We start from the raw sequence: 20,866 nt of genomic DNA, 5'->3' as shown, positions 1-20,866 counted from the left end.
TATGTCGGTTTATAAGAGTATCCGGATTTACGGGGAGATGATTAAATTTTCCCATACGGTTTTTGCTCTTCCCTTTGCCTTGAGTGGCGTTGTTCTGGCTTCTCGAGAACACTTGCCTACCTTTGAGCAGATATTCTGGATTCTGATGGCTATGGTGGGGGCTCGAAGTGCTGCCATGGGATTTAACCGTTTGGTTGATCATTCCCTCGATGCCTTAAATCCCAGAACGCAAAATCGCGCTCTACCTCGAGGTCTTGTATCTAAAAAGGAAGTCAGCCTGTTTATTGTCTTCTTCTCTTTGCTCTTCATCTTTTCGGCTTATCAGCTCAATCGCCTCTGCTTTCTGCTCTCCCCGGTGGTTCTGTTCCTGATGTTCTTTTATTCTTATACCAAACGATTTACCTGGACCAGTCATTTCTTCCTGGGAACTGCTATAGGTATCGCCCCTTCTGCAGCCTGGCTGGCCCTGACAGGTAGCCTCGATAGGGTTCCTCTTTTATTAACCCTGGCCGTTTTAACCTGGATCGCAGGATTTGACATCTTATATGCCTGCCAGGACTATGAGTTTGATATCACGCACAGACTCCATTCGATTCCCCAACGGTTCGGAATCCCTAACGCTTTGCTCCTGGCCCGGGCCCTCCATGGGGTTACGTTCCTCTGCTTTTTTGCCATAGGTCTTCTATCCCATCGGCACCTTATTTATGGCGTAGGTCTCTCCGTAATAGCCGGATTACTCATCTATGAACATCGGTTGATCAAACCGGAGGATCTTTCAAAGATCGACCTGGCTTTCTTTAAAGTCAATGGAGTGATTAGTATCCTGTTTTTTCTTATTACCTTAACCGATGTGGCGATTTACGGGTAATTCGGTTTTTATCTTCAACGTCCTTGATCCCTGGCCGGAGGACTAATCGGTCTGGAGAATTTGGTGAAACTCTTTATCTATAAACAGGCGTAAAAATTACCTAAGAATTTGTGAAATATCCTGGATTTTCCTTGACTTTCAGTGTATTTTACGCTTTGTTTATTTTCTTATATGGAAAGTCAATCTGTGGAAAATAAGAAGTTTAAATTATCCTTTGTTATTCCGGTTTATAACGAGGAAAAAACTCTGCTGGAATTATATGAACGAATCAAAAAGGTCATTGAAGAACTGAGAGTCCGCTATCAAATCCTATTTGTGGATGACGGAAGTCAAGATAGGTCTGTTCAGATTCTCCAGAGTTTGTGTGAGAAAGATGCCGGAATCCAGGTCATCCTCTTCTCCAGGAATTTCGGGCATCAAACGGCTGTTACCGCAGGTCTTCATTATGCCACCGGAGATGCCGTAGTGGTGATGGATTCAGATCTTCAGGATCCACCCGAAATCATTCTCCAGTTCGTTCAAAAGTGGCAAGAAGGTTATCAGGTTGTTTATGGAATCAGAAAAAAGAGAAAAGAGCATATTTTTCTCAGAATCATGTATGCACTCTTTTATAGAATGCTAAAAACGGTTTCAACCATAGAAATTCCCCTGGACGCCGGAGATTTCTGCCTGATGGATAAAAAAATTGTTAAGCTCCTTAATTCCATTCCGGAGAGAAATCGGTTCGTTCGTGGAATACGAAGTTGGGTGGGTTTTAACCAGATCGGAATCCCTTACGAACGGGACAAAAGATTCGGGGGAGAGTCTAAGTACTCGTTGGGCAAATTGATGAAATTGGCCCTGGATGGTTTTGTCTCTTTTTCCTATGCACCCCTCCGCTTTGCCTCTTATACCGGGTTTTCGGTTTCTGCCTTTAGTCTGATCTATGGTCTGGGAACTTTCTTTCAGAAAATTTTTACCAATACCACCGTTCCCGGCTATACCACAACCATTATCATGATTTGTTTCCTCGGAGGTGTCCAACTTATTACCATTGGCATCATCGGCGAATACCTGGGACGTATTTATGATGAGGTTAAGAATCGCCCTTTATATATCGTGCGGGGTATTTTAGGATCTCCCCAAGGGCAAGACTCTGAAATGAAATCTGATGGGTAAAAACCGGGGTTTGGTAGATCAAACGTCTCGTTTGATAAGGTCGAACGTCCTCGTTTGATATCTTGGGTGTTACTTCAATGCGATGGGTGAGCAAAAAATACGTATCATCTTCCTGCGGGATTCTTCTTCTGCTTCTTTTTCTTATTTCGCTTCGGATTATCCACTTAACCGCAGACCCCCCGGCCAATTTAGATTGGAGCGGTGGGGTTTTCTTTGATGAAGGGATGCTGGCCCATGGAGCCCGAAATAAAATTCTCTTTGGTCAGTGGGATCTCGATGAATGGAATGATTTTTATATCAGCCCTATCCTGGCCTACATTAAATGGCTGGTTTTCTATATGGCGGGTGTTGGAATAGCCCAGGTACGTCTGGTTCCTTTGTTTTTCAGTAGCCTGAGTCTTATCTTCTTTTATCTGACCTTTAAGGAAAGTTTCGAGCGAAAAGTAGCTTCCCTGGCTTTATTTCTCCTGGGCTTTAACTATCTCTTCCTTATGTTCAACCGTCCCGGGCTTACAGAGACCTCCGTGGTTTTTTTTATGATTCTGTCGGCGTATTTCTGGCAGAGAGGCTGGAACAAGGGGAGATGGGAAGAGATCGAAGCACACAATCCGTCTCTACAACCAGACTCAACGAGCGTACCCCCGGATTTTCGTAGCTCTGTATCTCAGAATACAGCCTCTTTGATCTATTTCTTCCTCTCCGGGGTCAGTTGCTTTACCGCCTATATTTTCAAGAATCTCCCCTATCTTCTACCTGTCCCCCTCCTGGCAACGCTTCTGTCTTTTCATATTCTTCCGCAACCCCCCGTCTCCAGGTCTTCGTATTCCCGTATGCCTCTGCCTTCTTATCTTCGTATCCTTACCTCTCTTCTGCTGGGAATGTTGGTTCCTTTTCTCATCTGGTATACTTTCTTTTATCTCCGCTACTTTCCCTCCATCCATCAGGCCATGAGCTATTATAAACAACAATCGGCACCCCGATCCCTGGACCAGATACTTTTTAATATCTCCCACCTCCCCTTCTTTGGTTATTTCATGAAAACCCCCCTTGAGCTTTTTCTTTCCTTTGCCTGTATAGGGTATTTTATCTATCTTTTCTTCCATGACCATCCGCAAACAATCCCGGACAAAGAACCGATAGCAGATAACCGACGGCTTCATCCCGTCGATCTTTTTATGCTTTGCTGGTATCTCATGCACTTTTTCCTTTTTGCGATAATAACTTATCGCCCCGTACGTTATTATGTTCCCATCATTCCTCCTATGTGCGCCCTGACTGCACGAGCCATGATGGCCTGGGGAGGATTAAGATCCTGGAGAGTTCAAAAACGATTATCCCCTGGATCGATACCCTTTTTGATCTTCTGGTTGACCGTATTCCTGAGTTATGGAGTGATCCCTCTTCTTTATCGGTTCGCCGGGGTCTTTTCTCTGAAGCTTCCCGATTTAACCTGGAAGCGAGGATTGGGGATTTCGGCGTTGATCTCTGTAATTTTTATCGGGACGATGGCCTCGATTTTTAAGAAATGGGGTGGGCAGAGCTGGATTCTTCCTCATAGAGCCTTTTTCACGGGGTTTCTATTGTTACCTCTGATGGCTACGATTTTTATCAATGGTTATCAGTATTATGAATGGGCAGCTTATCCTCAATATACCGTTCGGGATATTTCTCGGGAGCTGGGAAATAGGCTGCAAAATGCCTTTATCGCCGGCCTGGGGGCTCCCACCATCTGCCTGGAAAACAGGCATCGGGCTATCCATGTTTATGAAAACTTTTTTAACTATCGAAATACCTTCGATCGTTATCCCATAACCCATCTTTTCATGGGAGCTTATAACCAGGAGGTTAAATTTTACTACCGACAATTCTTTCCACAAATGCAAAGGGCCGTTTTAGAAAAAGTCTATCCCATCAAGGATTCCCATTTTTACTTTTACTCTTTGGTGGAACCCTCCATCGAAAAGATCAGGATCTCTGAGGAAAAAGACCCAGAAGGGGGGAGTGGGGAAATAGAAAAAGGGGGATTTTCTCTTTCGCCTGCCCGTCCTTTAAAGGTTACTTTATTTGTCCGAAACAATGAGTATACCAATCGGCGAGATGTAAAAATTGGTTGGGTTTTACATCCCTCTCCTTTAAAATCCGAGGAGAACGTGTCGAACCCTCTAGATTTAGAAAATCCTTCAGGTTCGGGAGATATAATCGCTTTAGCATCTTCTTCAATTTCTCTTCAACCCGGTGAAATCGGTCAGGTTACCCTATCCAGGGAGGTAACCCCGGGATCTTATCACCTCCTGGCCTTTACTTTACCATCCTATGAAAATATATTTGAAGCTGAATATCTGGATCATCGGATTGGGGAAGAACAGAAGGATCCTGAAGCCTATAACGGGATTGCCTGGAAGGTTTCCAAAACCGGTCGGGATAGGAATTATGCGGTTTTCGGCCCTTATCTCAGGTATCCACCAGGATACCTTAAAGTTGCTTTTCGATTGAAAACTTCCGATAATACGGAAGATTTACCCATTGCCCGAATCGACGTAACCTCAGAGATGGGAAGGAAGGCCCTGGCCATCCGGGATCTCCAAGGGAGGGATTTTAAAACGCCGGGGGCCTATGAAGAATTTGAATTGTTCTGTTACTTAGAAGATCTTGAGAAACTGGAATTTCGAGTACTTTCCCATGGCCAAGCGGATATCTGGATCGATCGAATTCGGGTTGAGTTTACGAAAGGATTGTGGTATGGGCAACCTGTTATTGTCAATAAGTTGGTGAGTAGCCCCCTCCACAACCCCTTTCAAGAATAGGTTTTTTCTAACTTAACTCCCTGACCTTCCCCTTCCCACGTCGGGAAGGGGTACTCGGGGATTGCCGGGGTCCCAACTCTCCTCTTCCCTCGCAGGGAAGGGAAGTCGGAAGCATAGGCGCCAGGTTAAGCTGAAAAGCCCCTCCGGAACGAACAGTCGGTAGCCCTCGACACAAGTCGGGGGATTCAATAATTTAGAATTTTTCAAGCTCCGTAGCAGCAGCCTGTGAAACAGGTCGTTCCGCCTGGGCTTAATAGGTCAAACGTCCCCATTTGATAGATAGGATGTTGTTTCCCCTGGCGTAAGTCAGGGGCTATCCCCAGGTTGCCCTATCAGGGCTAACTTTCTTATCCTGGCGCGTATGGGAGTCGGAAGAGTCAGTTCCCAAAACTCTACCCCCAGAAAGGGGAGGAGGATGGGGACTGTTTGCTACTTACTACTTGCTAGTCGTCAAGATGAAAGGTAAGCGGTTCATTTTAAGCTGATCTGAAATCTGGAATTTGAAGCCCTATGAATAAATCCTTTTCGAAAAGTGTTGTCATTGTGGGCGCAGGAGTCGCCGGCTTGACTTTAGGATACCTTCTTAAAAAGGAAGGGTGGGAGGTTACCGTTATTGAGCGCGACAAAACCGTGGGAGGACTTGCACGGTCCTTTCAATACGATGATTTTATCTTTGATATCGGGCCTAAACGTTTTCATACCGATGATAAAGAAGTTCTTGCTTTTCTCCATGAGATCTTGCAGGGGGATCACCTGATTGTAACCCGAGCCAGTAGTGTTTATATGTTTGGTAAATATTTTGACTGGCCCCTTAATTCCAAAGCTTTATTTAAACTCCCGCCTTCGATTATGATCCGGTCTTTTATCGATCTGATTCGAAAACGTGAAGCCCAAAATAACGATTCCTTTTCTGAATATACCCGGTCCCGTTATGGAGAAACCCTTTATCGTTTGTTTTTTAAACCTTACACGGAAAAATTCTTGCAGATTCCTTGTGAACAAGTCCATGTAGACTGGGCTAAGACCGGTATCAATCGAGCAATAATCGACAAGCGGGTTAAATCAGAGTCCTTGTTGGATCTGGTAAAGACGGTTTTATTGCCTGCACCGGTTAAAACGGAGTTTATCTATCCGAGCTACGGCGGGTTTGGTACTTTCTGTAAAAAGTTAGAGGCCAGACTTCGTGAAATGGGAGGGAAGATCCTTCTCCAGACGACGGTTTCCCAACTGAATATACAAGACCATAGGATCTCTGAGGTTCTTTTGACAGATGGAACCCGACTACGACCTGATTATGTGGTCTGGAGTGGAAATTTGTTGAATTTAGCTCAACTTCTGGCCCAGCCTGCCCCGAGGATCAGATACCTTTCCACCATCTGTTATAACCTTAAAATGAAGGGAGACCCTCTCCAACGAGCCCAGTGGATTTATTATGGTGGAGCGGATCTCCGTATGAGCCGGGTCTCGATTACCAGGGAAATGGCCCCTTATATGGCTCCAGAAGGAATGTCCGGACTTTGTGTGGAGGTAACCTGCTTGGAAGGAGATGAAGTATGGAAAACTCCGGAAAGTCTGGTTCCCCAGATCCAGAAGGATCTGGTTCGGGTTAAACTCATTCCCAGGGTAGACTGTATCTTCGGTGTACATATCGAGCGGATTCGGGATAGTTACCCCATCTATGACCTCGATTATCGGAAGAACTTCTCCCAGGCAGCTAGAATTGCCAAGCCTTTCAAAAATCTAAAGCTCTTAGGAAGAACCGGTGCTTTTTGGTATAACAACTCGGATCATTCCATGAAAATGTCTATGGATATGGCAAGGCATCTTTCTTACGGACATGCCATGGCCGAGAAAGATGAGTACTTTAAAGCCTGATCAGCCGCTGAGACGATTATGGAAACAACCCTCAAATTGATATCCTATTTCGGCTTTTTCCTGTTGTTCTGTCTTCCGGGATTTCCCTTGGGGTTATGGCTCTGCGGAAAAAATATAAGAAAACATCCTGAAGCCATTGCCTACGGTTTCCTTCTGGGCCATTTTCTGAGTTCCGGTATCGCCGTTGTTCTCATCTACCTGTTTGGTTTTTCCTCTTTATCGATCTGGATCTTTATCGGTTTAGCTCTGGCCTGGCTGGTTATCAGTTTTAAATACCTCCTTAGAGACAGATCGGGGGTGAGCCTGTCGAACCCGACCGGTGGGGATGAGGGACGGTGGTCCCCCGGTCGTGAGCTTCAAACCCATGCTAAACTCCCCCTTAAAGGGTGGAACCGTCGGACTTATATTTCCTATGGGGTACTCGTTGTGATAACCCTGGCCCTGGCCTTTGAGCCCTTTGCCAATCTGGGGAAGAAAACGTCTGCCGGATACGCTTATCGAAAGTATTTCCTGGGAGATGTGGTGAAGCAGATGGTTATTACGGCCGAACTCGTTAAAGGAGAAATCCCCCCGCAAAATCCCTGGGTTGCCGGGGAAACCCTTCACTACTATTGGCTTTATTTTATCCCTTCTGCTACATTTTATCGTCTCACAGGAATGGAGATCTCTATCAAGGCCCTCACCGTACTGTCTACCCTGTTGTCAGATGTCCTCTTCCTCTTCATGCTCCTTTCAACCCTTCGACTTTTTACCAAACGTGAGATCGTGCCGTTTCTGACCATCTTAATCGGGATCGGGGCCTATAGTTACGAAGCGATCTACCTATGGTGGGTATTGGGAGGATCCTTTACAAGCTTTTTAGAGCAGGCCCGGGCTTACAATCTCGATGGGCTCACCCGGTGGTTTTGGGGAGAGCCTCAAATGGATGGATTTTTTCGCTCCATCCTGTATAGCCCTCAACACCTCCAATCCTTATCTATTCTTCTCGGAGTGATAACCATCTTTACGCTGGGTCGGGTATTACAAAGTCCTTCCCTGGCTTTGATGACCGGATTTATGGTTGGAGTCTCTGCGGGGTACAGTTTATTTATCGGATTATTTATTACGCTATGGTACGGACTCTGCCTTGGAATACAATTACTGTCAGGTAAAAAATTTAAAAAACAATGGCCTTCCTTCCTCCTGAGCATGGGCATAGCGGGTCTCCTGATAATCCTTTACTATAGCCTTGGAATGTTTATACGAGACCCCAACACCGGGTTAATAATTCATGTAGGAAGAGCCTTGAAAAAGTATGGCCCCCTGGTTTTCCTGATGAATTATGGCCCACCTTTTATCTTTGGAATCCCGGGTATTATCCTGGTATGGAAAAGGAACAGAAAGAGGGAGGACTGGGAAAATGGAAAAATAGGGGTACCAATACCTTTCCATTCCTCTGGTACAGGCACAGCAGCGCTGTGGCCTTCCTATGGGTTTCCTTTCTTGTTTCTTCTGCTTCTCCTTATTTTAACCATTACGGTCATCTCTACGGTAGCCCTTAAAGGGTTTTTATCCGATGTAAGCTTAAAATTGGGTCTGGTACTTGTAGCGACTCTCCTGATTTTCTCGGCTATTTCTTTAGAATTTCTCTATGAGAAATGGTCTCGACCGGCTTTTTACTTCTGGGTTGGCCTTATCAGCCTCCCGGCCCTTCTAACCGTTTTAATGGATCGGAGTCATCTGGCTGATATCTACAATACGAAGTTTACCTATTATGTCTCAGAAGAGGATATGCAGGCGGTGACCTGGATCAGGACTCAAGTTCCGGAGTTGGCCGTTGTCCAATCTCTACCTCCCGAGTATAAGATTACTTACCTGACCCTTGTCCCTATGTTAGGCCAGCGAAGAACGGCCATATCCGACTGGTTCTACTCCCGTATCTTTCAAATCCCCCAGACTAAAGTCGATCACCGGCAGAAAGATATCTCCCGTTTGTTTGAAACCAACAACCTGGTTGAAGCTCAAGAAATCTTAAAAAGGTACCAGATCGATTATGTTTATGTAGGAGAATGGGAAAAATCCTCCTATCCCTTTGGGGTTCAAAAGTTTTATCACTTTCCTAGACTCTTTGAGAAGGTTTACAGTAATTCCAAAGTGGATATTTTTAAAGTTCGTTCCTATGAGCTGGAACTCATAACCCTGAACATGAAAACCCCCCTTCCCATTCAAGTAAAGGAAAATCGAACTGCCCTGGTAGTTTTGAAAAATCAAGATAGTTTTCAATCCCATACGTTAAATATCCAGGCTGAAGCAGTTCCCAGAGAAACTTCATCTTTGCCTGACGAAACTTCCTCTATAAACGGCCAGCAGGTGACGGTCCGACTGGATGGTGGAGAAGAAAAATCGATCTCGATTCCCCTTCCTGCGCCGAATCATCCAGGAGTTTATACACTTATTCTACAGGCTGCTCAACCCGGAGATGAAGAGGATAACCGGGAGACCTTCTCTGTGGAAGCAGAGTCGGTAAAGGGTAATCTCGGTAAGATTCAGGAGGATCCAGAAGCCTCTGGAGGAAAGGCGGTATTTATAGGAGCCGAGCCGGGGTCTTCCGGAACCTGGACTTTTCTCCTCAACCGAAAGTTCCTTCCAGGAGATTACACGTTGAGTCTCCGGGTAAAGGCAGAGAGTAATCAACTCGCCGATAAAATTTTCACCTGGGAAGTGATTGCCAATCACCAGGAGGATCAAGGACAGTTGGAGGTTACAGGAACGGCCTTTCAGGAACCGGATATGTACCAGAATTTTAATTTAAATTTTCACCTGGCCGAAGCGGATACTTTTAAATTTCGGATCCGCTATTATGGTAAAATCGATATCTGGATAGATAACATTTCATTTGTCTATCACAGGAAGAATCCCGGATTCTTACTGGCCAGAAAGGTTTATCCTATCGGTATCCAGATAGAAAAACCGGAGTAGGATTCAAAGGAAGGGGATAAAAAATTTTTCTTGCTAAAAAGAATCTTTTTCTTTAATGTTATTTCAGGACAAGGGTTATTTTGAGCAGTTCCCAATCCCGCACCTGGTTTACCACAAGGTAGTTTCCCCTGGAAGTAGTACCTCAAGTAGTTTCCTCGTCTTAAATCTTCTCGGTTGTAATAGAACCTTAAAAAGAAAAAAGGTAACCCCTGAAGCCAATGCTTCAAAGGGAGTGACCTTTAAAAAGGAGGTTTAGGATATGATGAGGAAAGTGTTTATCCTCTTTCTGGCTTTAATAGTAACAACCGTTTGGATGGGAATGAATCAGATTGCTCGATCGGAGCAGCCTTATTCAACCCAGACAGGCCAGAAACCTGAAACCACAACCGGTACGGCTGGAAAATACGATGGCGAACATGAGATGACGGGTACGATTATAAAAATTTACACCTCTGCAGATAAAAAGGATTTGGTAGACGTGCATACCGATGCCGGTACCCTGACCCTCCATTTCCCGGATGCTTCCAAAAACCTTCGAGAAGGTTCCAAAATTACGGTCCTTTTAGGATATAAAAAGGCGACTAAATAAAGGTTTCAGGGCCCGGATATCGGTTTTACATTGAAGTACGTCCTGGACGATCCGGTTCCCCCCTCAATCCCCCTTATCTCCTCTCTTGAAACTTCAGGAGAGGGGGTAAGGCGGTCTGTCCAAAGGCGGTCATGGGAGGGTAGGATATTTATATCCGTGTATCCCCCTCTAGATCCCGACCCTGAGATAGGGAACCCTTTTCTTTCACCTCCAGCTTTAGATTCAATTACACGTTTGCTCTCACCGATTAGGCCTGGGATTGATACACTGCCTTTTCGAAGGCATAGAACAACGGTAGTGATTTCGTGTCTGCAAAGGGGAAAATCTGGGTTAAATACACCCCACCTAGACCTTTATAAGGATCAATCCAGAAATAGGTATTTGCCAGGCCCGCCCAAGCCAGACTGCCTGCCGAGCGACCTGTGGGTGCAGTCTGTTCATTGATCATGAAGCCAAGACCCCAACTCTTCGGCATACCGGGGAAGAACTCCGCATCGTTGGACAGATCCGGCATCACGGTTTTAAGCATCCGGACCTTGAGATCTCCTATGGCGTTTCGTGACATCAGATCTACGGTCTCCGGCTTGAGCACCTGATTACCGTTTCCTTTACCCCGATTAAGGATCATACGTATGAACAGGAGGTAGTCTCCGGCCGTGGAGTAAAGCCCGCCTCCACCCATCTCGAATTCAGGCTCCTCCGGCATCGCAAAGTCGGTAGGGGTAAGTTTACCGTCACTACCACGTTGATGAACCCTGGCCAGGCGTTCCCGCATCTCCGGTGTGATTTTAAACGCCGTATTCTTCATGCCGAGGGGATTGAAGAGGTTTTCTTGCAGATAAACCCCCAATCGTTTCCCACTTACCGCCTCAATCATCTTTCCCGCCCAGTCGATTCCGATACCGTATTCCCAGCGTTCACCCGGATCGGCCACGAGGGGTGTGCGTAAGGCGGCGTTCTGGCAGGTTCCGATTCCGGGAATATTTTTAACTTGCTGGTAACGCTGGATATCGGCATTCCAGAACTCGTAGGAAAACCCCGCCGTGTGCGTGAGCAGGTGGCGTAGGGTAATGGGCCGTTTAGGGGCACGGGTGCGTGGCTGGCCACTGGCATCCCAACCTTCCAACACTTCAACGTTAGCAAGATCCGGTACCCAGCGGCTCGCAGGACTATCCAGCTCAAGCTTTCCCTGTTCGACTAACTGCATGGCTGCAGCAGTGGTAAGGGCCTTGGTCATGGAAGCAATCCAAACCACGGTATCGGTGGTCATCGCGATGTTTTGACCCAGTATGCGCTGGCCGAAGGCACCTTCATAAATCGTGCCGTCCCGGTTAGTAGCCATGGCCACCACACCTGGAATATCACCTGCGTCGGCAGCACTTCGCAGTAACCCATCTACATTCTCTTTCAAAGATCCTGCATTACCACTTTTACTCCACATAACCGTGGTGGCCCCACTTGCAAGTAAGGCTATTCCGGTCTTTAGAAAAATTCGCCGATTTATTGATAATCTTTCCATAAGGGTTAACCTCCTTTTCCAGTAGACAACCGCCTGAAATTTTTACTTCACGCGGTGCTCTAAGGGAAAAATTGAGCAGTGAGAAGGAGTCACCACCGAACTACCCCATCGAACAAAAATTTGCCCCACTTCTTTCCCGCCACTCCCGGGACGCGAGGACAGGGGGATATGGAGACGCGGAGACAGGGGAATGCGGGAATACGGAGGACAGAATTCCCCTGCATCTCCCTTATACTTCGTCCTGGTCGTTTCCCGGTGGCCCTTTGCCGAAGGAATTTAACAGAGTCTAAAACTTCCCGCTGCTTGTCGAAAGGCAGTACCTGTACTTTTCCCAGAATGGATTGTTCCATACCCCTGGATTTCTCCTGATTTCAAAAAATATATTCCCCGGGATGAATAAGCTCTACGGCAATAAGGGAAGGATAACCAACGATCTGGAATTTTTCAAGTCAATTTTTGACCCTTAGTTATTACTGCTTTGTTACTTTAATTTTGCTTAATGTTTAAGTGACCCTCACCCCCGACCCCTCTCCAGCCCCTCCTCCCATACGGGGAGGGAAGGGGTGGGGGAAGAGGGGACTTCACTTCAAAGTTCCTTCCCCTGCAAAGCGGGGAAAGGTTAGTAGGTTAAACGTCTCGTTTGACATTAAGGGGACCCTCTCAGGGATCTCACTCTTATCCTGGTGCGTATGGGGGCCGGGAGTAAGGAGAAAAGGAGGAGGCGGCCTACGTGAGGACTCCGCAGGGTCACCCCTCCCCAGAGGGCAATCTCTTTAATCCTCTATCAATGGCAATTTTACCGTTCGTTTCTCCCTGGCCGAGATCATGGTAGCAATGCAGGCTTCATGGGTATTGACCACATCTTCCAGGTTACAGTGGGATTCTTTATCCTGCATAATGCATTCAATAAAGTGATTAATCTGGCCTTTAAAGGGATGGTGGGTTACATCACCGCTATCGGGAAGGATCGTGGGGATGGTGACCCATCCTTTTTGTCCTGGAAATTTGTGGGAATAGACCCGGTTATCTTTGATGGTTCCTTTGTCACCATGGATTTCGATGGGGAAATTGTAAGGCATGATGCAATCAAAATTAGAAGTCACCTTTCCCAAAGCCCCGTTTTTGAATTTGACAATGGCCAAACTAAAGCCAGGATAGTCTAAATCGACTTTCTGACGATACCCTCCTTCATAGGCGGTAACTTCCGCAATATCCATGGTTTCGTACTGACCTTTTGCGGCAAACCATCGTAAGGCATCCATGGCATGGCATCCGGCGGCAAGAAACGTCCCACCCGCACGGGCAAATTTGGTAACCCATTCATAACCCGCATACCAGGGACCCACATTGTGTTGATAATCCGTCTCCACATAGAAAACATCTCCCACTGCATTATCGGCCAGCAAAGCTTTAATGGTTTCAAATAAAGGATTCCAGCGAAGGACAAAACTGACCACGGTTTTGACCTTCGCTTTTCTTACAGCATCCCGCATCTTTTTCAGATCTTCCAGATTCAGAGCAACCGGTTTTTCGATCACGATGTGTTTACCGGCTTCAGCCGCCAGGATGGTCTCCTGGGCATGTAGATCGTTGGGGGTACAGATAGAAACAATGTCGATATCTTTGTTGGCTACCAGTTTTTCATAATTGGTGTAGATCTCTGCGTCTTTTAATCCGGCTTCCAGAGCCTTAGCTCTGGCACTGGATTCTTTTCGACTGCTTACAGCAACGACTTCAGCGTGGGGATTACTCTGAAAAGCTTTGATATGTTCTCCGGAGACCCAACCGGCTCCGTGCACGGCGACTCTGTACTTCCTGGCCATAACTCCCTCCTTCCTCCCTTAACAATGAACAATTAGCCAATTATTCATTGCTAACCAAAAACGGTGAACGGCTTCAAGAACACCAATCCACTATAATTCTGGCAAAAATCTTCGTGAGATCAATCAAGTCCTGGATAAGCACGTATTCATCCGGGGCATGGGCATTGGCCCCTCCAGGTCCCAGAATGGCAGTGGGCACGCGATAATAACGATTGAGCAGGTATACATCACATTGGTAGGGAGCCCCCTGGACGGTAAAAGGACGCGAGGATAAAGAGTGATAAGCTTTTTCCATGGATTTTAGCAAAGGGTGATCCATGGGGATATGGCTTCCTTCCAGGTATCGAATTTTCTTTTCAAACTCAGGTTTAGAATGTTTAAAGAGGGGATTTTTCTCAATCCTGTTCAGGATATAACCTGTAAACTCTTTCTCCAGATCCTCTTCAGAAGTTCCTTCATGGGTTTCTACAAAGACATGGAGGTAACAACCACTGGGAGCTCCGGTCAGGACGTTTAAATGTTCCTTTTCATCTATCCCCGGGGCCGGGCTATAAGTAGCCCCTTCACATCCTACCTGCCAAATATGCACCAGCAGGTTCGGATTATCCTGATAAAGCGGGTGAATATCAGGACCTGGTCGGGTATTTCTCTCCTTCTCGAAATCCCGAAGGATTTGGATGATTTCGGCCATTTGATGGATAGGATTTACGATTTCTTCCTGACTAAAGGATCTACCCGGGGTTCCCTTCAGATTAATTTTCCACCATTTGCCACCTTTGTGGACCGGATAGACCACCATATTGGTTGGTTCTGGAACGATAGCTGCATCGGCGGTATATCCCCGGATTCGGGAAGCCAGGGTCCCGTTAGAGCCGCCATACTCTTCATCTACATCGCTTTCCACCAGGACATCTCCCCTCAATGAAATCCCTAAATCTCGAAGGCACTTAATGCCATAGAACATACTCACCATGCCCCCTTTCATATCATAGGACCCACGACCGTAGAGTTTACCATTTTTTACTTCACCACTAAAAGGAGAGGATTCGATCCAGGGCATGGGTTCCATAGGTACCGTATCGATATGTCCTATTAACAGGAGGGACTTTCCCCCTCCGGTTCCCGGAAATGTTCCCACAACATTGGGGCGGTCCTTGTAAGTACGCCCTTGCAGGTAAAGAGGACTCTCTTTAAAGCCGGGGACCTCTTCCGGAAAGAAATAATCCACATGGGCCCCTGCGTCTTCCAATACTTTTCTCAAGTAGTTCTGGCAGGCCAGCTCAAAGCCAACGGGTGGCTTATTCTCTGAAGGGATTTGAACCAGCCGACTGGCCAGGTCGATTATCTCGTCGGCATGGGTGTCAACCCAACGATCTATTTTTTTAGCAATTTCCTCCATTATAAAGAAAAACCCAAAGCCAGAAGCCAAAATTTCCTCTGACTCCGGACTCCCGGCTCCTGGCTTTTTTATTCCTTAATAATCTGTCCCCCGTCGATGACTATGGAAGCTCCTGTAATAAAAGAAGCCTCATCCGAGGCCAGAAATGCAAAAACATTGGCAACTTCTTCGGGTTTTCCATGTCGGTTTAAGGGAATCTTTTTTACATATTCCGCGATAAAAGTGTCGTTAAATCCGGCTTCCGCCGCCAGTTCTGTTTTTATAAATCCTGGACATACACAGTTGACCCGAATGTTATAAGGAGCTAACTCAATCGCTAAGGTTTTGGTCAGGAGAATAACTCCTGCCTTGGAAGCATTATAATGGGCCAGTCCAGCCTCACCCAGGAGTCCATTGGTGGAGGCCATGTTCACAATGGCTCCCCCTCGACCTTTTTTGACCATGTCCCTGGCAACAAGTTGGGAGACTAAAAACATGCTTTTAAGATTCACGTCTAAGGTGCGATCCCAATTTTCTTCTTTGAGGTCCAGGAAATTCTCTACAATGGCGATTCCTGCATTGTTGACCAGAATGTCTACCTCCCCCCATGTTTTTAGAACGGTTTCTACAAGACTCTGAACCTGAGCTTTTTGCGAAACATCGGCGGTATAGACCTGTACTTCTCCACCCAGAGAAGCCAGTTCATCCCTGGTTTTCAGGAGCCTTTCCTGTTGAATATCCACCAGAAAAACATGGGCCCCCTCTTGTAAAAACTTCCGGGCAATGGCTTTCCCAATCCCTCTGGCACTTCCGGTGATAATGGCTTTTTTATTCTCCAGCCGCTTCATGGTAAAACAAGAAGCAAAAAGCAAGGGATAAGAAACAAGAGGTTATCGCCTCCTGCTCGCTTTTTATTTCTTGTTTCCTGTTTTGATTTTTTAGGAAAACTTATCTGTCATGTATCCAGGAAACCGAATCCTGTCAAGTATTTTTTCAGAATTCACTTTTAATCCTTGACTTCATATTTAATTTTTGATTTTAATTTTTTACGACCCTTTAGCCTAACATAGGAGGTGAATCACCCATTAAAGTCCGGTTAGAAAACATTCATAAACGTTTTGGAGAGGTTGTGGCCGTTAAAGATCTCAACCTTGAAATTGAGGACCACGATTTTGTGATCTTGTTAGGTCCTTCCGGTTGTGGAAAATCCACGACTCTGGAAATCATAGCGGGTCTGGAACAGCAGACTTCGGGGCATGTTTACTTTGATGATAAACCGGTGGACTGGGTCCCTCCCAACAAACGAAATGTGGCCATGGTGTTTCAAAGTTATGCCCTGTATCCTAACATGACGGTAGCGGAAAATATCGGATTTAGCCTTAAGCTCAGAAAAGTTCCCCCAGGTGAAATTGCCGAAAGGGTCAAAAAAATAGCCACCATGTTAGGTATTGGGGACCTGCTCCACCGAAAATCCCGGGAACTCTCAGGAGGTCAACGCCAGCGTGTAGCCCTCGGTAGAGCTTTGATCCGAAATCCTGGGGTTTTCCTTTTAGACGAGCCTTTAAGTAATATCGATGCGAAACTCAGAGCCAACATGAGGTTGGAGATTAAAAAGCTGCATCAGGAGATCAAAACTACTTTTATTTACGTGAGCCACGATCAGCAGGAAGCCATGACCATGGGAAATAAAATCGCAGTCCTTAATGAAGGAGAGTTACTTCAGTATGATACCCCCTTTGAGATTTATAATCGACCTGTTAATCTCTTTGTAGCAGGTTTTATCGGAAGTCCTTCCATGAATATGATCCCTGGAAAGATCAGAGAAATCCATCCTCATCTCTTTTTTGAGGGGGAGAATCTGAAAATAACCCTTACAGAGTCCCAAAAAGAGGCCCTTCTGAAAAGGAAAAAGACCGAGGAGGTCATTTTTGGAATACGACCAGAAGATATAAGCCTTTTCAGGGAAAAAGGATCTGGCAATGAGTTCCTTCCTGCCGTTGTGAATGTGATAGAACCTGTCGGCAAAGAGAATATTGTAGAAGTCCTGGTCCATTCAACCCCCTTTGTACTTTATACAACACCGGAATTTCCTTTGCGGGTCGGAGATACGGTCTATCTGACCTTGAATAAAACCAGGTCCCATCTCTTTGATAAGGAGACCGGAATAGCCATCAGGTGAAATTGTCCGTTGCCCGTTGTCGGTTACAACAGGTACACGGCCTATAGATAACCGATAACGGGCAACGGACAACAGACATAAACTATGCCAGAAAATATTTTTAATCCCAATCCAGATTCTCAGATGTCCAGGCGGGATTTTCTCAAGACAGGAATTAAAATAGGAGCCGGGGCAGCGGCTTTAGCGGCATGGAGTGGATTACCCCGGCCCAAACCGGTCAGTGCTTCCAAATTTTTACCCTCTGAGGCGGAGCTTTTTGAAGCAGCCAAAGAAGTTGCAGCCAAGACCAATGTAAAAGAAATTACCATGTTTCAACCCAGCGGATATGTCGTAGGTTTTACCCGGTGGGTAAGAAAATGGGAAAAAGAAACCGGAATCAAGGTCAGATTGGATGAAGGATCTTTCTTCGGTATGCATGATAAGCTCGCTAACATGTACATTTCCGGAACCCATTTGTATGACGTTGCCTATACATGGTCTGCCTGGACTGCGGAATGGCGAAATTTTTATACCCCTCTCAGTGAGATTCCAGGTGCCGAGATCCCCCAACAAGTCCTGGAAGATATGCTACCGGGGGCCCCGGGAGGAGCCAGTTATAAGGGGGTTGTCTACGGATTGCCCAGATTTGCCAAGGTTATGATTCTCCACTACAACCGGGCCCTCTACGATAAACATAAACTCACCGTTCCTGAGACCTACGAACAATTTTTGGAAAACGTCAAGAAGATCCATACCGATGAAAAGGGGAATGCCTACGGTTTTGATGTGGGATTCGGACAGGGATATAACTTTGTTCAATTTTGCGTCTTTACCCATCTCAACGGAGGCAAACTCACCGCGCCGGATGGTAAAATCCAGCTTACCAGCGAGGGAGTGATTAAAGGGCTCAAAGATATGGTTGAGATCCTCAAGTACATGCCTGCATCGGCTGCCAAGGATGTAGCCGATAGTGTCAGCAATAAACGATGGGTCCAGGGACAGGTCGGACATACCATCTACTACGGCGAGACCTATCGCCAGTGGGAGAACGGAGAACCTGGAACCAAGTTGCTCAATATCGGAGGAGTTGCTCTGATTCCGGGACACGAAGGGGTGGTTCGATCCGGTACGGTAGAATCTGTGGAAGGTTATGTGGTACCCAAGACCAGCAAGAAAAAAGAGGTGGCCTGGCAACTCATTCGATATCTCTCCAGTTATGAGCCTCAAGTGGCCCTTATTCTAGATGGTTACGAAAAGTCCGGCGGCGGAATGCCCTGCTACTATTCCAATCATCAAGACGACCGTGTGAAAGACATGGAACATGTCAAAGTAACCCTGGAACAGTGGAAATACGACTACGACCGAATGATCCGACCCGCCCATCAGGAGTTGATAGATACCATCGAACCGGCCATTGTAAAAGCTCTGCTTGGCCAACAAACCCCGGAACAGGCTATGGAAGCAGCCCAGAAAAAATGTGAAGAAATCATCTCCAGAGAGAAAGCTTAAAGGCTGTCCAAAATCTGTTTTGGAGGTTATTCGTTCTGGAAAGATTACCCTTTATAACCGGCCTTATAAAGGTAGGTTTTTAGGTTTAAGAGGGAAGGGGAACAGGCCTCTACCCTGACCTGCCTATCCCAAGGATGGGAATTTTGGGGCAAAGTGATTTACCCTGCTAGGGTGTAGAAAGGTCAGGGAAGGGAACCCAGGAACAAACACTTTCCTAAAAACCTTTCCTAAAAACCTGCCTTTGAAAGCCCGGGTTAACAGCAGGTAAAGACCCAAAACTATAACAAGAGTAAACTTTCTAAGTCCTATGCAAACCTACGATTCATGGGCAATATCCCTAAAAAATAATGAACAAGAGATGGCCGATAGAAGACAAATGAGTGAAGGAAAATTCGCTTTTCTCCTTCTCCTTCCTTCTCTAATCCTCATAGCCGTCCTCATCCTCTACCCTTTGATCTATTCCTTTGTGTTATCCTTATCGAATTTTGATATTCAGGAAATGACCCGAACCTATGTGGGCTTTAGGAATTATCTGGTGATCTTTGAGGATCAGCGATTTGCCATTTCCTTGAAAAACACCCTGATTTATCTCCTTTTAAACCTCATATTGGGTATAACTATTTCTCTTATCCTGGCCCTGGTTTTGGATGAGCCGATACGTGGAAAAGCCTTGTATAAAACTTCTCTGCTGGTTCCCTGGGCCATCTCTCCCATTGTTGTATCGGTCATGTTTCTATGGATCTTCCATGCAAACTATGGCATCGTGAACTATGCCTTACTCAGTTTAGGTCTTGTCCGGGAGCCGATCCAGTTCCTGGGAGATCCGGCCTATGCCCTCTACACTATTACCTTCGTTAATCTCTGGAAATTCGTTCCTCTGGTCACCCTTATTCTGTTAACCGGATTACAAAACCTGAACCGGGACCAGATCAAGGCTGCAAAGATCGACGGAGCCAACGCGATTCAACGTTTCAGGTATATCATTCTTCCCCATCTCAGACCCACCATCCTGGCTGCTTCCATTGTTTTGATCGTCTTCTCTCTGTTAACTTTTGATCTGGTCTATGCCATGACGGGAGGGGGACCTGCAGATTCTACCTTCATGCTGTACTTCCTGGCCTATAAGACCTCCTTCGATTGGCTGCGATTGGGTTATGGGGCTTCCATCGCCTATTGGGTTACTTTTATCGTGGTGATCCTGGCTATTTTAATGCATCGATTTTTTAGAGAAAGGAAGGCCATCTAGCCACAAAGATTTTACGGTCTGGGTGGCTTCATGGCCGTGTAGTTATTACTCACATGTTTTCAGGTGAACAAACAAAATATCTTTACCTTGAAAAGGGGAGAAAACTTTTGGTTTACGGCCTAATTATAGGCATGCTTCTCCTGATATGGCTTCCCTATGTTTGGATGATATTAACCAGTCTGCAAAAAGAGCTGGATCTATACAACTACCCCCCGCCCATCCTTCCAAAAAAATTAACCCTAGAATCTTATAACTTTGTTCTGAAGGATGAGAAATTCGTGAATTCCCTCTATCACAGCGCCATTGTTTCTTTTACAACAACGGCAATTTGCTTAATTGCAGGTACTTTAGGCGCTTATGCCATTGCCAGATTGAGATTCCCCTTCAGGAATACCCTTTACTTTTCCTTAATGATCCTCTATATGCTGCCGGGAATTGCCATGCTCATCCCTTTACTCATTATCATCCGCAAGCTTGGACTTATCGATACCCATCTGGGGATTATTCTGGCTCTTAGTGCCTTTCTCCTTCCCTTAGTGATATGGTTTTTAAAAGGCCTGTTCGAAAGTGTACCTTTAGATCTCGAAAAAGCAGCCCGGGTAGACGGATGCACACGGCTTCAATCTTTGACCCGGGTCATCCTCCCCATTTCTTCTCCAGGGATCGCGGTAACGGCTATTTTTGCCATTCTGACTTCCTGGAATGAACTTATGTTCGCTAAGGTTCTGGGAGTCTTTAATATCAGGCTTGTCACACCAGCCATCTCTGACTGGATTACCCCTTATGATATTCACTTCAGTGAACTCTCAGCAGGGAGTATCATCGCCAGTGCCCCTCTGCTGGTTATTGTATTGATCTTACAACGTTATATTATTCAGGGTTTAACCGAGGGAGCCATTAAATAATTTAATAACATCAATGCATCTTGTGAACTCACTGGAGGCTTACACTGAACCACCATACAAACTGTAGCAGGGGTAA

Annotated in this window: 14 protein-coding genes; 10 read left to right on the top strand and 4 right to left on the bottom strand. The window is 46.0% G+C overall.

Annotated features, from left to right (window positions below; genetic code table 11):
* Position 1: 1 nt before the first annotated feature.
* From VNM22_14635 to VNM22_14610, 6 genes are all read left to right on the top strand, one after another.
* Complete coding sequence (locus tag VNM22_14635) at positions 2 to 868, top strand: UbiA-like polyprenyltransferase (protein ID HWP48399.1); 867 nt, start codon at positions 2 to 4, stop codon at positions 866 to 868.
* Positions 869 to 1,054: 186 nt separating this feature from the next.
* Positions 1,055 to 2,026: a glycosyltransferase family 2 protein gene (locus VNM22_14630; GenBank protein ID HWP48398.1), complete on the top strand. Its 972-nt coding sequence runs from the start codon at positions 1,055 to 1,057 to the stop codon at positions 2,024 to 2,026.
* A 77-nt stretch (positions 2,027 to 2,103) separates the two neighbouring features.
* Positions 2,104 to 4,830, top strand: coding sequence for a glycosyltransferase family 39 protein (locus VNM22_14625; GenBank protein HWP48397.1), 2,727 nt, complete (start codon positions 2,104 to 2,106; stop codon positions 4,828 to 4,830).
* Between the two features lie 510 nt (positions 4,831 to 5,340).
* The gene (locus VNM22_14620; GenBank protein HWP48396.1) at positions 5,341 to 6,705 is read left to right on the top strand and encodes an FAD-dependent oxidoreductase; all 1,365 of its coding nucleotides are present in this window, start codon (positions 5,341 to 5,343) and stop codon (positions 6,703 to 6,705) included.
* Between the two features lie 18 nt (positions 6,706 to 6,723).
* The gene (locus VNM22_14615; protein ID HWP48395.1) at positions 6,724 to 9,663 is read left to right on the top strand and encodes a hypothetical protein; all 2,940 of its coding nucleotides are present in this window, start codon (positions 6,724 to 6,726) and stop codon (positions 9,661 to 9,663) included.
* A 259-nt stretch (positions 9,664 to 9,922) separates the two neighbouring features.
* On the top strand, positions 9,923 to 10,252 hold the full coding sequence (locus tag VNM22_14610; protein HWP48394.1) for a hypothetical protein: 330 nt from the start codon (positions 9,923 to 9,925) through the stop codon (positions 10,250 to 10,252).
* Positions 10,253 to 10,499: 247 nt separating this feature from the next.
* On the opposite strand, the gene VNM22_14605 is transcribed toward VNM22_14610, so the two are convergent.
* The 4 genes from VNM22_14605 to VNM22_14590 form a co-directional block, all read right to left on the bottom strand.
* A complete protein-coding gene (locus VNM22_14605) occupies positions 10,500 to 11,771 on the bottom strand; it encodes a serine hydrolase domain-containing protein (GenBank protein ID HWP48393.1) in 1,272 nt (423 codons plus the stop codon).
* Positions 11,772 to 12,544: 773 nt separating this feature from the next.
* Entirely contained in the window at positions 12,545 to 13,594 is a 1,050-nt protein-coding gene (locus VNM22_14600) for a Gfo/Idh/MocA family oxidoreductase (GenBank protein ID HWP48392.1), read from the bottom strand.
* A 73-nt stretch (positions 13,595 to 13,667) separates the two neighbouring features.
* Positions 13,668 to 14,993 carry a M20/M25/M40 family metallo-hydrolase gene (locus VNM22_14595; protein ID HWP48391.1) on the bottom strand — a complete coding sequence of 442 codons (1,326 nt, stop codon included), beginning with the start codon at positions 14,991 to 14,993 and terminating at the stop codon, positions 13,668 to 13,670.
* A 68-nt stretch (positions 14,994 to 15,061) separates the two neighbouring features.
* On the bottom strand, positions 15,062 to 15,820 hold the full coding sequence (locus VNM22_14590; protein HWP48390.1) for an SDR family NAD(P)-dependent oxidoreductase: 759 nt from the start codon (positions 15,818 to 15,820) through the stop codon (positions 15,062 to 15,064).
* Positions 15,821 to 16,101: 281 nt separating this feature from the next.
* Between VNM22_14590 and VNM22_14585 the strand changes: the two genes are divergently transcribed.
* The 4 genes from VNM22_14585 (at position 16,102) to VNM22_14570 (ending at position 20,790) form a co-directional block, all read left to right on the top strand.
* Positions 16,102 to 17,151 carry an ABC transporter ATP-binding protein gene (locus tag VNM22_14585; protein HWP48389.1) on the top strand — a complete coding sequence of 350 codons (1,050 nt, stop codon included), beginning with the start codon at positions 16,102 to 16,104 and terminating at the stop codon, positions 17,149 to 17,151.
* An 84-nt stretch (positions 17,152 to 17,235) separates the two neighbouring features.
* Complete coding sequence (locus VNM22_14580; GenBank protein ID HWP48388.1) at positions 17,236 to 18,639, top strand: extracellular solute-binding protein; 1,404 nt, start codon at positions 17,236 to 17,238, stop codon at positions 18,637 to 18,639.
* 307 nt (positions 18,640 to 18,946) lie between these two features.
* A complete protein-coding gene (locus VNM22_14575; GenBank protein HWP48387.1) occupies positions 18,947 to 19,885 on the top strand; it encodes a sugar ABC transporter permease in 939 nt (312 codons plus the stop codon).
* 107 nt (positions 19,886 to 19,992) lie between these two features.
* The gene (locus tag VNM22_14570) at positions 19,993 to 20,790 is read left to right on the top strand and encodes a carbohydrate ABC transporter permease (GenBank protein ID HWP48386.1); all 798 of its coding nucleotides are present in this window, start codon (positions 19,993 to 19,995) and stop codon (positions 20,788 to 20,790) included.
* Positions 20,791 to 20,866: the final 76 nt, after the last annotated feature.

Source organism: Candidatus Limnocylindrales bacterium (assembly GCA_035559535.1).
Lineage (GTDB): Bacteria > Moduliflexota > Moduliflexia > Moduliflexales > JAUQPW01 > JAUQPW01.
This window is presented reverse-complemented; position numbering and strand designations above follow the sequence as displayed.

What these genes read in the sequence shown, in the direction of transcription:
- VNM22_14635 (HWP48399.1), top strand. Translation starts at nt 2, where the DNA reads ATGTCGGTTTATAAGAGTATCCGGATTTACGGGGAGATGATTAAATTT.
- VNM22_14625 (HWP48397.1), top strand. Translation starts at nt 2,104, where the DNA reads ATGCGATGGGTGAGCAAAAAATACGTATCATCTTCCTGCGGGATTCTT.
- VNM22_14620 (HWP48396.1), top strand. Translation starts at nt 5,341, where the DNA reads ATGAATAAATCCTTTTCGAAAAGTGTTGTCATTGTGGGCGCAGGAGTC.
- VNM22_14615 (HWP48395.1), top strand. Translation starts at nt 6,724, where the DNA reads ATGGAAACAACCCTCAAATTGATATCCTATTTCGGCTTTTTCCTGTTG.
- VNM22_14610 (HWP48394.1), top strand. Translation starts at nt 9,923, where the DNA reads ATGATGAGGAAAGTGTTTATCCTCTTTCTGGCTTTAATAGTAACAACC.
- VNM22_14605 (HWP48393.1), bottom strand. Translation starts at nt 11,771, where the DNA reads ATGGAAAGATTATCAATAAATCGGCGAATTTTTCTAAAGACCGGAATA.
- VNM22_14600 (HWP48392.1), bottom strand. Translation starts at nt 13,594, where the DNA reads ATGGCCAGGAAGTACAGAGTCGCCGTGCACGGAGCCGGTTGGGTCTCC.
- VNM22_14595 (HWP48391.1), bottom strand. Translation starts at nt 14,993, where the DNA reads ATGGAGGAAATTGCTAAAAAAATAGATCGTTGGGTTGACACCCATGCC.
- VNM22_14590 (HWP48390.1), bottom strand. Translation starts at nt 15,820, where the DNA reads ATGAAGCGGCTGGAGAATAAAAAAGCCATTATCACCGGAAGTGCCAGA.
- VNM22_14580 (HWP48388.1), top strand. Translation starts at nt 17,236, where the DNA reads ATGCCAGAAAATATTTTTAATCCCAATCCAGATTCTCAGATGTCCAGG.
- VNM22_14575 (HWP48387.1), top strand. Translation starts at nt 18,947, where the DNA reads ATGCAAACCTACGATTCATGGGCAATATCCCTAAAAAATAATGAACAA.